Origin of the sequence: Allostella sp. (genome assembly GCF_041913585.1) — a bacterium.
In the GTDB taxonomy this organism is placed as follows: Bacteria; Pseudomonadota; Alphaproteobacteria; order ATCC43930; family Allostellaceae; genus Allostella.
This window is the reverse complement of record NZ_JAYSFE010000052.1, coordinates 18128-31278: the sequence shown is the minus strand read 5'-3', so window position 1 is coordinate 31278 and position 13151 is coordinate 18128. Positions and strand designations below refer to the sequence as shown.

The following is a 13151-nucleotide window of genomic DNA, read 5'->3' as shown; positions in this document are numbered from 1 at the left end:
CGGCGCCGCGGCTCCGCCCGCGCCGCCGCCGGCCGCCTCGCCACCCCCGCCGGCACCGGCCGCCCCGTCGGCGGCGGAGCCGGTGTCCCGGCCGGCGCCCGGCAGCACCGTCACCGTCGCCGGCGGCGAGACCCTGTTCGCCATCTCGCGGCGCACCGGGGTGCCGGTGCGGGCGCTGATCGACGCCAACGACCTGCGCGCGCCCTACCAGCTCCTGACCGGACAGAAGATCACGGTGCCGGCGACGCGCTTCCACGAGGTCCAGCCGGGCGAGACGCTCTACAGCGTCTCCCGGCGCTTCGACGTCGCGATGAGCGTGCTGGTGCGCGAGAACGACCTCCAGGCGCCCTACGGGTTGCGCTCGGGCCAGCGCCTGAAGATCCCGCCGGCGGCCGAGACGCCGCCCGAAACCGTGGTCGCGGCGGCGCCGGCGGCGGGCGTGCTGCGGCTGCCGCAGTCGCCGCAGCCGGGCCAGGTGCTGCGCCTGCCGCCGTCGGCGCAGCCGCCGGCGCCCGAGGAGCCGCCGGCACCGCAGACCGGCTTCCTGACGCCGCCGCCCGGTGCGGTTCCGGTCGATCCCGGCGCACCGGCGGGGCCCGAACCGGTGCTGCCGCCGTCCCGCCCGGCGCGTCCGCAGGCCCAGCCGGAGGAGCCGGTGGCGCCGGCGCCGGAAGCGCCCGCCCGCCCGGCGCGGCCGCAGCGGCCCGAGCGGGCACCGCCCGCCGTCGCCATGGTGCCGCCGCCGTCACCGCAGGCTCCGCCACCGGCCGTCGTCGCGCCGCCTCCGCCGCCGCCCGCCGATGCCGGGGCGCCGCCGCAGCGCGAGGGACGCTTCGTCTGGCCGGTGCGCGGCCGGGTGCTGACCCGCTTCGGCCCGACCGGGCGCGGCCTGCACAATGACGGGATCAACATCGCCGCCCCGCCGGGCTCGACGGTGGTGGCGGCCGAGGCGGGCGTCGTCGCCTATGCCGGCAACGAACTGCGCGGCTTCGGCAACCTCCTGCTCATCAAGCACGCCGACGGCTGGATCACCGCCTATGCCCACAACGATTCGCTGCTGGTCCGGCGCGGCGACCGGGTCCGGCGCGGCCAGCCGATCGCCAAGGTCGGCCAGACCGGCAATGTCGGCGAGCCGCAGCTGCATTTCGAACTGCGGCGCGGCACCCGGGCGATCGACCCGGCCGAGTATCTGGGCGGACAGGCGAGCCGGCTGGAGCGCCGGGAGGAGGAGGCGCCGGCGGGCTGACCGCCGGCGTGCTCCTCCGCCCGCCCGTCAGGACGCGTCGAGGACCTTCGCCCGCCGCCCGGCCAGGTCCTGGATGAACTGCCAGGCGACCCGGCCCGAGCGCGAGCCGCGGGTCACCGACCATTCGTTGGCTTCCCGCTTCAGGTCGTCCGGCGCGATCTCGATGCCGTAATGTTCGGCATAGCCGCGGACCATGGCCATGTAGGTGTCCTGGTCGCAATGGTGGAAGCCGAGCCAGAGGCCGAAGCGGTCCGACAACGACACCTTCTCCTCGACCGCCTCGCCCGGATTGATCGCGGTCGAGCGCTCGTTCTCGATCATGTCGCGCGCCAGGATGTGGCGGCGGTTCGAGGTCGCGTAGAAGACCATGTTGGCGGGACGGCCCTCGACGCCGCCGTCGAGCACCGCCTTCAACGACTTGTAGCTGGTGTCGTGGGCGTCGAAGGACAGGTCGTCGCAGAAGATGATGAAGCGGCGGTCGACGCCGCGCAGCGCCGCCAGCAGGGCCGGGAGCGAGGGGATGTCCTCGCGATGGATCTCGACGAGCGCCAGCCGGCCCGGATGCTCGGCCGCCACCGTCGCCTGCACCGCCTTGACGAGCGAACTCTTGCCCATGCCCCGCGCGCCCCAGAGCAGCGCGTTGTTGGCCGGCAGCCCGGTCGCGAAGCGGCGCGTGTTGTCGGTCAGGATGTCGGTCTGGCGGTCGATGCCGCGCAGCAGGGTCATGGCGACGCGGTTGACCCGCGGCACCGGCTCCAGCCGGCTGCCTTCGGCATGCCAGACATAGGCGTCGTAGGCGAAGAGGTCGACGGACGGCGGCGGCGGCGGGGCGAGGCGCTCCAGCGCGTCGGCGATACGGCGCAGCAGCGCCTCGGTGGATTGGTCGGTCATGGGCTCCGGAGGGGGAGGAATGGGCGGACGGCGCCGCGGCACATACGTCCGGCCCGGCCGGCCCGTCAACCGCCTGGCCGCCAACCGCCTGGAACCGCCCGGTTGCGCTTGCCGGGGAAGTCGCATACCTAATGCGCGGCCCCGGCCGTGCGGCATTGGGGCCGACCGGTCGGGCCGCCCCGCCCCTTGGAGGCAGGGCCGCCGCAGAGGAGACCCCGAGGAATGCTGATCTCGCCAGCCTACGCCCAGGCCGCCGGTGGCGGCCAGGACATGCTGATGTCCCTGGCACCCCTGGTGCTGATCTTCGTGGTCTTCTACTTCCTGCTCATCCGGCCGCAGCAGAAGCGGATGAAGGACCACAAGGCCATGCTGGCGGCGCTGCGCCGCGGCGACAAGGTGGTCACCGGCGGCGGCATCATCGGCACCGTCGCCCGCGTGCCGAACGACGACGAGGTGGTGGTCGACATCGCCGACGGCGTGCGGGTGCGGGTGCTGCGCGGCACCATCACCTCGATCCTGACCAAGGGCACCGGCGACGACGGCGGCGCGGACGCGGAGAAGCCGGCCAAGGCCGGCAAGTAGCGCCGCACGCCAACGTATCGGGCCGGCCGCCATGCTGCACATCCCCCGCTGGAAGCAGGTGCTGATCCTGCTCGCCACCCTGGCCGGCCTGATCTACGCCGCCCCGAACCTCCTGTCGCGACAGGTCGCCGAGAGCCTGCCCTCCTGGGTGCCGCGGCAGCAGGTCAGCCTCGGCCTCGACCTCCAGGGCGGCTCGCACCTGCTGCTCGAGGTCGACACCGCCTTCATCGTGCGCGAGCGTATCGCCAACCTCCAGGACACGGTGCGCACCGCCTTCCGGCAGCCGCAGATCGGCTACACCGACCTCGCCGCCAGCGCCGACGCCGTCTCCTTCACCCTGCGCGACCCGGCGCGCACCGAGGAGGCGCGGCGCCTCCTGCGCGAGGGCGATGCCGACGCCGAGATCACCGCCACGCCGGACGGCCGCTTCACCCTGCGCTATCCCGAGCGCGTGCTGACGCAGATCCGCCGCGCCGCCGTCGACCAGTCGATCGAGATCGTCCGCCGCCGCGTCGACGAGACCGGCACCAAGGAGCCCTCGATCCAGCGCCAGGGCACCGACCGCATCCTGCTGCAGCTTCCCGGCATCGACGATCCGCAGCGGGTCAAGCAGCTGCTGGGCCGCACCGCCAAGATGACCTTCCGGCTGGTCGACATGAACGCCTCGATCGAGGACGCGCGCCGCGGCCGGCTGCCCCCCGGGACCGAACTGCTGCCGTCCGAGGAGCGCGAGGGCGGCCAGCCCCGGCAGTATGTCGTGCAGCGCCGGGCGATGGTGTCGGGCGACATGCTGACCAACGCCCAGGCCGGGAACAACGCCCAGACCGGCGAGTGGGTGGTCAATTTCCGCTTCGATTCGAACGGTGCCCGGCGCTTCGGCGACGTCACCAAGGCGAATGTCGGGCGGCTCTTCGCCATCGTGCTGGACGGCAAGGTCATCAGCGCGCCGGTGATCCGCGAGCCGATCCTGGGCGGCTCGGGCCAGATTTCCGGCAGCTTCACCGCCCAGAGCGCCAACGACCTCGCCCTGCTGCTGCGCGCCGGCGCCCTGCCGGCCCCCCTCAACGTGCTCGAGGAGCGCACGGTCGGTCCCGACCTCGGCAGCGATTCGATCCGCGCCGGCACCATCGCCTGCATCGTCGGCTATCTCCTGATCTGCGTGCTGATGGTGGCGGGCTACGGCTTCTTCGGCATCCTCGCCAACATCGCGCTGCTGATGAACCTCATCATCACGCTGGCGGTGATGTCGGTCCTGCAGGCGACCCTGACGCTGCCCGGCATCGCCGGACTGGTGCTCAGCCTCGCCATGGCGGTCGACGCCAACGTGCTGATCTACGAGCGCATGCGCGAGGAGACGGCGCTCGGGCGAACGCCGTTCTCGGCGGTCGACGCCGGGTTCTCGCGTGCCTTCCTCACCATCTTCGACTCCAACCTGACGACGCTGATCGCGGCGGTGCTGCTCTATGCCTTCGGCTCCGGGCCGGTCCGCGGCTTCGCCGTCACGCTCTCCATCGGCATCGTCGCCTCGATGTTCACCGCGATCAGCCTGACCCGCCTCCTCGTCGTCACCTGGCTGAAGCGGGCGCGGCCAGCCGCGCTCCCCCTCTGACCGGCAGGCCCCCCAGCGATGTTCAAGCCGATCCGGCTCGTCAAGAAGGTCCCGAACCTCGACTTCTTCCGCTTCCACAAGCTGTGCTTCGCGCTGTCGACGTTCCTGTGCCTCGGCTCGATCGCGTCGCTGGCGACCGTCGGGCTGAATTTCGGCGTCGACTTCGCGGGCGGCATCCTGATCGAGGTCCGCTCGCAGGGGCCGGCGAACCTGGCGGAGATGCGCGACCGCATCGGCGGCCTCAACCTCGGCGACGTCGCCCTGCAGGAGTTCGGGGCGAGCAACGACGTGCTGATCCGCATCGAGCGCCAGGACGGCGGCGAGCGGGCGGAGATGGCCGCGGTCGGGGCCGTGCGCGAGGCGCTCGGCACCGGCTACGAGTACCGGCGGGTCGAGGTGGTGGGGCCCAAGGTCGGCGCCGAACTGGTGACCGGCGGCATCCTCGCCGTCGTCCTCTCGCTCGCCGGCATCATGGCCTACATGGCGCTGCGCTTCGGCTGGCGTGCCGGCCTCGCGGGCGTCGTCGCCATCCTCCACGACTGTCTCACCACCGTCGGGTTCTTCTCGATCACGCAGCTGCAGTTCGACCTCAACGTCCTGGCCGCCGTGGTGACCATCGCCGGCTTCTCGATCAACGACACGGTGGTCATCGACGACCGCATCCGCGAGAACCTGCGCAAGTACAAGGCGATGCCGTTCCGCCAGCTCATCAACCGCAGCGTCAACGAGACGATGGCGCGGACGGTGGTCACGAACGGCCTCGTCTTCCTCGCGGTCTTCTCGCTCCTGGTGCTGGGCGGACCGGTCCTCTTCGGCTTCGCCGTCGCCATGACCTGGGGCGTCGTCCTCGGCACCTACTCGACGATCTACGTGGCGGCGCCGCTCGAGTGGTACCTCGCCGGCAAGGACACGCACCGCTCCCACCCCGACGACGAGGCGCCGGCCGCGGCCCGGCCGTAGGCCGGGAGGGCGGGAACGCAGTGGCGATCCAGCCGGTCGTCCCGAGCGATCGTCAGGTCATCCAGGGCTACGGGCCGGGCCGCTTCCGGGTGAATGGCATCGAGCATCGCGGCTCGATCATCATCACCCCGGCGGCGACCGTCCCGTGGTCGGCGAGCGATCCGGCGCTCGACGACGCCGGCATCGCCGAAATCCTGGCCGCCGCCCGCGGGGCGGAGGTGCTGCTGCTCGGCGCCGGTTTGCGCATCGCCTTCGTGCGGCCGGAACGGCGCCAGCGCCTGCGCGCCGAAGGTCTCGTCCTCGACGTCATGGACACGGGCGCCGCCTGCCGCACCTACAACGTCCTGATGGCGGAGGGGCGCCTCGTCGCCGCCGCGCTCGTCGCCCTGCCGTAGGAGAAACGAAAAGGGGCGGCCCCGAGGGCCGCCCCTTCGTCCGTCCGTCGGCGGCCGGCCGATCAGCCGAGATTCTTCGCCGCGAAGTCCCAGTTGACCAGATGGTCGAGGAACGTCTGGACGAAGTCCGGGCGGCGGTTCTGGTAGTCGAGATAGTAGGCGTGCTCCCACACGTCGACCGTCAGCAGCGCCTTCTGGCCGCTGGTCATCGGCGTGCCGGCATTGCCGGTCTTGACGATCTTGAGGTCGGCGCCGTCGAGCACCAGCCAGGCCCAGCCCGAGCCGAACTGGCCGACCGCGGCCGCCTTGAACTCCTCCTTGAACTTGGCGAGGCTGCCGAAGGCGGCGTCGATCTTCTTCGCCAGATCGCCCGACGGCGCGCCGCCGCCCTGCGGCTTCATCGAGTTCCAGAAGAAGGTGTGGTTCCACACCTGGGCGGCGTTGTTGAAGACCCCCGCCTTCGCGGCGTCGGAGGCCGTCGCCATGATGATGTCCTCGAGGGACTTGTCGGCGAGCGGCGTGTCCTTGATGAGGTTGTTGAGGTTCGTGACGTAGGCCTGATGGTGCTTCGCGTGGTGGAAGCTGAACGTGTTGGCCGACATGTGCGGCTCGAGCGCGTTCGGCGCGTAGGGCAGCGGAGGCAGTTCGAAGGCCATGCATCACCTCTTCGGCAGGGATGGGTGGAGAAACGCGGTGCCCCCTCTGATAGGCCGGGGCAGCCTGCTTGTGAAGCGTCCGAGTGCGGGTTTCAGCCGTAGCGGGCCCGCAGCATCAGGAACAGCGATTCGATGCGGCCGAGCTGCGGCCGGCGGTCGACGTCCTGCCAGCCGCGGCGGACCGCGCGCTGCAGCAGCCGCCGCTGCCCCTGCATCAGATAGCGCAACGGCCAGATGCCGCGATGGTTGCCGCCGAGGCGCCCGCCGGCGGCCTCGAAGCGCTCCTCCGCCAGCCTCGCCAGGGTCCGGCAGGCTTGCCCGATGCGCGGATGGCGGAGGGCGGCGGCGGGGTCGCCGGCGGGAATGCCGGCCTCGGCGAGGCTCTCGCGCGGCAGCATCAGCCGCCCGTGCCCGGCGTCGCGGCCGAGCTCGACCAGGATCTCGGTCATCCCCAGCGCCTCTCCGAGCGGCAGCACGACCCGGTCGAGCGCCGGGGCGTCGAGGTCGAGGCAGTGCAGGGCGAGGAAGGCGAGCCCGCCGTGGCGACGGCGGACATAGAGGCGGAGGTCGGCGGTGCTCGGCGCCCGCATGCGGCCGTCGACGGCCATGCGCCGGGCATCGACCATCGCCTCCAGCTCCTCCGGCGGCGGCTGCAGCTGGAGGAGCGGCGCGACGATCCGGCCGAGGCCGCGATTGCCCTCGCCGCCCGCGGCGAGCAGGGCGAGTTCCTCGCGCACCGTCGCCAGGATCGACAGCCGGTCGTCGGCTGCGAGGTCCGAATCGGCGAGGTCGTCGAGCAGGCGGTGCAGGCGGTCGAGGGCGAGCAGCGCGGCGCGCTCTGGGCCGGTCATGTAACGGGCCGGCCACGGGCTCGGACCGCGCCCGACCGGACGGCCGGCGAAGGCGACGGCACCGCGGCGGCGCCGGTCGCTGGCCGGGGTCAGGAGGCGGGTCTCGGGTCGCATGGACGCTGCCGGGAGCACTACTGCGGACGAAGATGCGCTAGCTTAACCCTGTCCGCCACCACCGACAAAGCGCCTTCGACCATGCCGTCCGCAGTGTCCCTCTCGCCGGCCGGAGAGACCGCCCGTCGCCAGGATCCCGACCGCTTCCTGGCGGCCCTGACGGCGCCGGCGGACCGGCGCGAGCACCTCTTCGCGGTGCTCGCCTTCGAGCATGAGATCGCCCGCACGCGGGAGGTCGTGTCGGAGCCGGTGCTGGGCGAGATCCGCCTGCAATGGTGGGCCGACATGGTTGCCGAGATCGCCGTCGGCGGCGGCGCCCGGCCCCCCGAGCCACTCGCCGCCCTACGCGCGGCCGTCGCCGAGGGCGGCGTTCCGCCGGCGGTGCTGGCCGCCATGGTGGAGGGTCGGCGCCGCGACCTGGAGGAGGGGCCGCCGGCGACGCTCGACGCCCTCGAGGACTATGCGCGCGCGACCGGCGGGGCGGTCGGCCGGGCGCTGGCGGCGGCGCTGGGACAGGGGGCCGCCGCCGGGGCCGCGGTCGAGGTCGGGACCGGCTGGGCGCTGACCGGCATCCTGCGGGCGCTGCCGTTCCGCACCCGGCACAACGAGGTCTTCCTGCCCACCGAGGCGCTGGCGGCGGCCGGCCTGACGCCGCACTCCGTCGCCGCCGGCCGGGGCGGCGCCGGCCTGGCCGGCATCGTGCGGCAGGTCGCGGCCCGGGCCGAGGCGCGCTTCGCGGCCGCCCGCGCGGAGCGACCGCCGGCCGGTCTCCGGCCTGCCCTGCTGCCGGCGCGCCTGGCGCGGGTCCATCTCGCCCGGCTGGCGGCGGCGGGCCACGATCCGTTCGCGCCGGCGCTGGCGCGGCCGGACGGCCTGCGCGCGCTGCGGGTCGCCTGGGGATCCTGGACGGGACGCTGGTGGTAAGGGTCAGTCCTCGGGCGCGAGTTGCACCAGCACCTTGTCGATGCGGCGGCCGTCCATGTCGACGACCTCGAACCGCGCGCCCAGTTCCTCGAAGCTCTCGCCGACCGTCGGCAGGTGGCCGAGGCGGTGCAGCACGAAGCCGCCCAGCGTGTGGAAGTCGCCCGAGCCGGCGAGGCCGCGCAGCCCCACACCGTCCTCGAACTCGTCGATCGGGATGCGGCCGTCGGCGAGCCAGGTGCCGTCGGCGCGGCGGACCAGGGCCTTCGACTCCTCCTCGCCCGTCTCGACGAGGTGGCCCGCGATCGCCTGCAGGATGTCGGTCGGCGTGGCGATGCCCTGGGTCAGCCCGTACTCGTCGACGATGATCGCCATGTGGACGCCCTCGCCGCGGAAGCGGTCGAGCAGCGACAGCACCGGCGTCGATTCCGGCACGATCAGGGCCGGAACCATGGTCTCGGCGATGGCGACCGGTTCGCCGCGCAGCGCCCGCGGCAGCAGGGTCTTGGTATGGACGACGCCGACGGCGTGGTCGACGGCGCCCTCGCACACCGGCAGGCGCGAGAAGCGGCTCTCCGCCAGGATCCGGCGCGCCGTCTCCTCGGGGGCGTTGACGTCGATCCAGACGACATCCTGGCGCGGCGTCATGATCGCCAGCACCGGGCGGTCGGCGAGCCGCAGCACGCCCTCGATCATCGCCTTTTCCTGGGGCACGAAGACCCCCGCCTGGGTACCCTCCGCGATCAGCGACTTGACCTCTTCCTCGGTGATGGTCGAGGCCCGGCCCTGCTCGACGCGGAGCAGGCGCAGGATCGCCTCGGTCGAGACGCGCAGGAGCCAGACGGCCGGCGCCGCCACCTGGGACATGGTGTACATCGCCCGCGCGACGACGGTGGCCACGAACTCGGGATTGCTCATCGCCACCCGCTTCGGCACCAGTTCGCCGACCACCAGCGACAGGTAGGTGATGCTGACCACGACGAGCGGGATGGCGATCGTGTCGCCGCGACCGGCGAGCGGCGCGAAGGTGTCGAGCCAGTCGCCGAGCCGGTCGGCCAGCGTCGCGCCGCTGACGGCGCCGGCGAGAATGCCGATGAGGGTGATGCCGATCTGCACCGTCGACAGGAAGCGGCCCGGGTCGTCGACCAGCTTCAGGGCGGCGCGGGCGCCGCGGTTGCCCGCGGCCGCCATGCCCTCGAGGCGGCCGCGGCGCGACGAGACCACGGCCAGTTCGGACATGGCGAGGACGCCGTTCAGCACCGTCAGAAGGAAGACGAAGACCAGTTCGACGTAGACCATTGGAGCCATCTTCGCGGCGTCAGGCGGCCTCGTCCACTTTTATGCCCAACCAGCGGTCGAGGTCGGCCAGCGCCCGGCGGGCCAGGGCCGGCTTGCGCTCGTGCTTGCGGACGCTTGCGTCGAGCGGCGGGAACAGCCCGAAATTCACGTTCATCGGCTGGAACGTGTCGGCGGCGGCGCCGCCGGTGATGTGGGCGAGCAGGGCCCCGAAGGCGGTGGTCGGCGGTGGTGGCGCCAGGGGACGGCCGCGCTCTTCGGCCGCGGCGAAGCGGCCGGCGAGGAGCCCGATGGCCGCGCTCTCGACATAGCCTTCGACGCCGGTCACCTGGCCCGCGAAGCGGAGCTCCGGCCGCGCCTTGAGGCGCAGCGTGCCGTCGAGAAGACGCGGGCTGTTGAGGAAGGTGTTGCGGTGCAGCCCGCCGAGGCGCGCGAACTCGGCCTTCTCCAGGCCGGGAATCATGCGGAAGATGCGTGCCTGTTCGCCGTGGCGCAGCTTCGTCTGGAAGCCGACGATGTTGTAGAGCGTGCCCAGCGCGTTGTCCTGGCGGAGCTGGACGACGGCGTGTGGGCGCCGGCCGGTGCGCGGGTCGCGCAGCCCGACCGGCTTCATCGGTCCGTAGCGCAGCGTGTCGGCGCCGCGCGACGCCATCACCTCGATCGGCAGGCAGCCCTCGAAGTAGGGCGTATTCGTCTCCCACTCCTTGAACTCGGTCTTCTCGCCGGCCAGCAGCGCCGCGACGAAGGCGGCGTACTGCTCGGCGTCGAGCGGGCAGTTGACATAGTCGCTGCCGTCGCCGCCGGGTCCGGGCTTGTCGTAGCGCGACTGGAACCAGGCGGTGCCGAAGTCGATCGAATCCTTGTGGACGATCGGTGCGATGGCGTCGAAGAAGGCCAGCGATTCCTCGCCGGTCAGCCGTCGGACCGCCTCGGCCAGGGCGGGCGAGGTGAGGGGGCCGGTCGCCAGGATGGTCGAGCCCCAGTCCGCGGGCGGCAGGTCGGCCACCTCCTCGCGGCGGATCTCGACCAGCGGCTCCGCCTCCAGCGCCCCCTGCACCGCCGCCGAGAAGCCGACGCGGTCGACCGCGAGCGCGCCGCCGGCCGGCACCTTGTGGGCGTCGGCGGCGGCCAGGATCAGGCTGCCGGCGCGCCGCATCTCGGCGTGGAGCAGGCCGACGGCGTTGTTCAGCGCATCGTCGGAACGGAAGGAGTTGGAGCAGACGAGCTCGGCCAGCCCGTCGGTCTGGTGGGCGTCCGTCGACCGCAGCGGGCGCATCTCGTGCAGGACCACGGGAACGCCCGTGCGGGCGATCTGCCAGGCAGCCTCGCTCCCGGCCAGGCCGCCGCCGACGACATGGACCGGTCGGGGGCGCGCCGTATCGGATTGGATCATCCGTCCTCAGATAGCGGCGGCCGGCCCCCCCTGCAAGGCGCGGTGGTCAATTGCCCCCCGGGTGCGCTACCTAGGCGACCCTGTCAGGAGGACATGATGGACGAGTTCGAGGCGGCCAGGGTCACCTTCTCCAGCGACTATGCCGATGCCCGCCGGCGCTTCCTCGCGGCCGCGGCGGCGATCGGCGCGCCGGTCCGCAGCTACGAGAACCCGAATCGCGGCCCGGCCGGCGAGGCACTGGCGACCGACTGCGCCTGGGTCGGGCCGGAGAACGCGTCCCGGGTCCTGATGCTCATCTCGGCCACCCACGGGGTCGAGGGCTTCTGCGGCTCCGGCTGCCAGATCGACTGGATGTCGGGCGACCGGCGCCTGCCGGCCGATACCGCGGCCCTCGTCGTCCATGCCATCAACCCGCACGGCTTCGCCTGGATCCGCCGCGTCACCGAGGAGGGCGTCGACCTCAACCGCAACTTCGTCGACTTCTCCAAGCCCCTGCCCGAGAATCCCGGTTACGACGAACTCGCCGACGCCATCCTGCCGCCGGCGCTGGAAGGGCCGGAGCGCGAGGCGGCCGACGCCCGCATCGCCGCCTTCCGCCAGGAGAAGGGCCAGCCGGCGCTGGCCGTCGCCATCAGCGGCGGCCAGTACAAGCATCCCAAGGGCCTCTTCTTCGGCGGCAGCGGGCCGACCTGGTCGAACCGCACGCTGGGCCGCATCACCGACGATTATCGCCTCGCCGAACGGCGCCATGTCGGCTGCATCGACTACCACACCGGCCTCGGTCCCCACTCCTACGGGGAGCTGATCTGCGTCCACCTGCCGGAGACGGGGGCGGCGGCGCGCGCCAAGCGCTGGTGGGGCGATTCGGTGACCGAGCCGCTGGCCGGCACCTCGACGGCCGGGGCGCGGCACGGCTTCTGCGCCCGCCTGCTCGAGGAGCGGCTGGGCGACGACCGCTTCACCTTCGTCGCGCTGGAGTACGGCACCTACCCGTCCGACACCCATGTCCGGCCGGCGCTCCGGGCCGACCACTGGCTCCATGCCCACACCAACGCCGACTGGGAGGCACCGCAGACCAAGGCGATCAAGGCGCAGATCCGCAAGGCGTTCTATCCCGACACCGACGACTGGCGCGAGGCGGTGCTGTTCCGCAGCCGCCAGACGATCCGCATGACGCTGGACGGGCTGGCGAAGGCCTGAGCAGGAGATCCGCGATGACCATCCGCATCGTCGTCGCCGGCGTGACCGGCTGGGTCGGGCGGGCGCTCGTGCCCGCGATCGTCGCGGCACCGGACCTGGAACTGGCGGGCGCCGTCGCCCGCGGTGCGGCCGGCCGCGACGCCGGCGAGGCCGCCGGCGGCTCGGCGCTGGGCGTCCCCGTCCACGCCACCCTGGCCGAGGCGCTGGCGGCACCGTCCGACGTCGTCGTCGACTACACCAAGCCGGCCTATGTGAAGGGGCATGTGCTGGCGGCCCTGGCCGCCGGCCGCCACGTCGTCGTCGGCACCTCCGGGCTCGGCGCCGACGACTATGCCGAGATCGACCGGGCCGCCCGCGCCGCCGGGCGCGGCGTGCTCGCCGCCGGCAACTTCTCGGTCACCGCCACCCTGCTGCGGCGCTTCGCGCTGGAGGCGGCCCGCTACGTCCCCGACGTCGAGGTCATCGACTACGCCGCGGCCGGCAAGCCCGACGTGCCGTCGGGCACCGCCCGCGAGCTGGCCGAGATGCTGGCGGGCGTCGAGCGCCGCCCGGCCGCGAGGCCGGTCGCCGAACTCTCCGGCCTGCGCGACACCCGCGGTGCCCAGGTCGGCCAGGGCACGCCGGTGCCGGTGCATTCGGTGCGGATGCCGTCCTTCGTGCTGTCCTGCGAGGTGGTCTTCGGCCTGCCCGACGAGCGCCTCGTCATCCGCCACGATGCCGGCTCCAGCGCCGCCCCCTACGTCGCCGGCACGCTCCTCGCCGCCCGCCGCGTCGGCGAGGCGGTCGGCCTGCGCCGCGGCCTCGACAGCCTGATGGGGTGAGGCGGCGGTCGGCCGCGGGCGGGAGAGACCTCGGCCGCGGCCGGCAGGGGGCCCGGACGCGTCACATCAAGTCCGCAGTTCAATGACTCTCGGTGCCGGCCAGCGTCCGTGCGTCCCTCGACTTCGCGCCGGATGTGAAAAATAGATAAGAAAAAAAAACACCCCAACAACCACCGCCCACGGGGGCCGCCACCGCCACGCTGAACGGGGGGGTAC

The 13151-nt window shown here is 72.8% G+C and carries 13 protein-coding genes; 8 read left to right on the top strand and 5 right to left on the bottom strand.

Features of this window, described 5'->3' with window-relative positions:
- Positions 1-1246: peptidoglycan DD-metalloendopeptidase family protein (locus tag ACE3Q3_RS11930; protein ID WP_374446202.1), on the top strand; the 1246-nt coding region annotated here is incomplete at its 5' end.
- A gap of 27 nt (positions 1247-1273) precedes the next feature.
- Here ACE3Q3_RS11930 and ACE3Q3_RS11925 read toward each other — a convergent pair.
- On the bottom strand, positions 1274-2137 hold the full coding sequence (locus tag ACE3Q3_RS11925) for an ATP-binding protein (RefSeq protein ID WP_374446201.1): 864 nt from the start codon (positions 2135-2137) through the stop codon (positions 1274-1276).
- 222 nt (positions 2138-2359) lie between these two features.
- Between ACE3Q3_RS11925 and yajC the strand changes: the two genes are divergently transcribed.
- Genes yajC through ACE3Q3_RS11905 form a run of 4 tightly spaced genes read left to right on the top strand, consistent with a single transcriptional unit; the run spans position 2360 to position 5683 of the window.
- Positions 2360-2719 (top strand): preprotein translocase subunit YajC, encoded by a 360-nt coding sequence (gene yajC, locus ACE3Q3_RS11920; RefSeq protein WP_374446198.1) that lies wholly within the window; start codon positions 2360-2362, stop codon positions 2717-2719.
- A 31-nt stretch (positions 2720-2750) separates the two neighbouring features.
- Positions 2751-4328: a protein translocase subunit SecD gene (gene secD / locus ACE3Q3_RS11915; RefSeq protein WP_374446195.1), complete on the top strand. Its 1578-nt coding sequence runs from the start codon at positions 2751-2753 to the stop codon at positions 4326-4328.
- A gap of 18 nt (positions 4329-4346) precedes the next feature.
- A complete protein-coding gene (gene secF, locus ACE3Q3_RS11910; RefSeq protein ID WP_374446193.1) occupies positions 4347-5288 on the top strand; it encodes a protein translocase subunit SecF in 942 nt (313 codons plus the stop codon).
- 20 nt (positions 5289-5308) lie between these two features.
- The gene (locus ACE3Q3_RS11905) at positions 5309-5683 is read left to right on the top strand and encodes an Mth938-like domain-containing protein (RefSeq protein ID WP_374446191.1); all 375 of its coding nucleotides are present in this window, start codon (positions 5309-5311) and stop codon (positions 5681-5683) included.
- A gap of 62 nt (positions 5684-5745) precedes the next feature.
- On the opposite strand, the gene ACE3Q3_RS11900 is transcribed toward ACE3Q3_RS11905, so the two are convergent.
- On the bottom strand, positions 5746-6339 hold the full coding sequence (locus tag ACE3Q3_RS11900) for a superoxide dismutase (RefSeq protein ID WP_374446189.1): 594 nt from the start codon (positions 6337-6339) through the stop codon (positions 5746-5748).
- Between the two features lie 92 nt (positions 6340-6431).
- Complete coding sequence (locus tag ACE3Q3_RS11895) at positions 6432-7190, bottom strand: phytoene/squalene synthase family protein (RefSeq protein WP_374446187.1); 759 nt, start codon at positions 7188-7190, stop codon at positions 6432-6434.
- Positions 7191-7385: 195 nt separating this feature from the next.
- Here ACE3Q3_RS11895 and ACE3Q3_RS11890 point away from each other — a divergent pair, with 195 nt between their 5' ends.
- Complete coding sequence (locus ACE3Q3_RS11890; protein WP_374446185.1) at positions 7386-8228, top strand: phytoene/squalene synthase family protein; 843 nt, start codon at positions 7386-7388, stop codon at positions 8226-8228.
- A gap of 3 nt (positions 8229-8231) precedes the next feature.
- Here the strand turns inward: ACE3Q3_RS11890 and ACE3Q3_RS11885 are convergent, their stop codons facing one another.
- Positions 8232-9524, bottom strand: a complete 1293-nt coding sequence (locus ACE3Q3_RS11885; protein ID WP_374446182.1) for a hemolysin family protein — start codon at positions 9522-9524, stop codon at positions 8232-8234.
- Positions 9525-9543: 19 nt separating this feature from the next.
- Positions 9544-10914, bottom strand: a complete 1371-nt coding sequence (trmFO, locus tag ACE3Q3_RS11880) for a methylenetetrahydrofolate--tRNA-(uracil(54)-C(5))-methyltransferase (FADH(2)-oxidizing) TrmFO (RefSeq protein WP_374446180.1) — start codon at positions 10912-10914, stop codon at positions 9544-9546.
- Between the two features lie 93 nt (positions 10915-11007).
- Here trmFO and ACE3Q3_RS11875 point away from each other — a divergent pair, with 93 nt between their 5' ends.
- Both ACE3Q3_RS11875 and dapB read left to right on the top strand, forming a co-directional pair.
- On the top strand, positions 11008-12114 hold the full coding sequence (locus ACE3Q3_RS11875) for a M14 family metallopeptidase (protein ID WP_374446178.1): 1107 nt from the start codon (positions 11008-11010) through the stop codon (positions 12112-12114).
- Between the two features lie 14 nt (positions 12115-12128).
- Positions 12129-12935 carry a 4-hydroxy-tetrahydrodipicolinate reductase gene (gene dapB / locus ACE3Q3_RS11870; protein ID WP_374446176.1) on the top strand — a complete coding sequence of 269 codons (807 nt, stop codon included), beginning with the start codon at positions 12129-12131 and terminating at the stop codon, positions 12933-12935.
- Positions 12936-13151 lie beyond the last annotated feature (216 nt).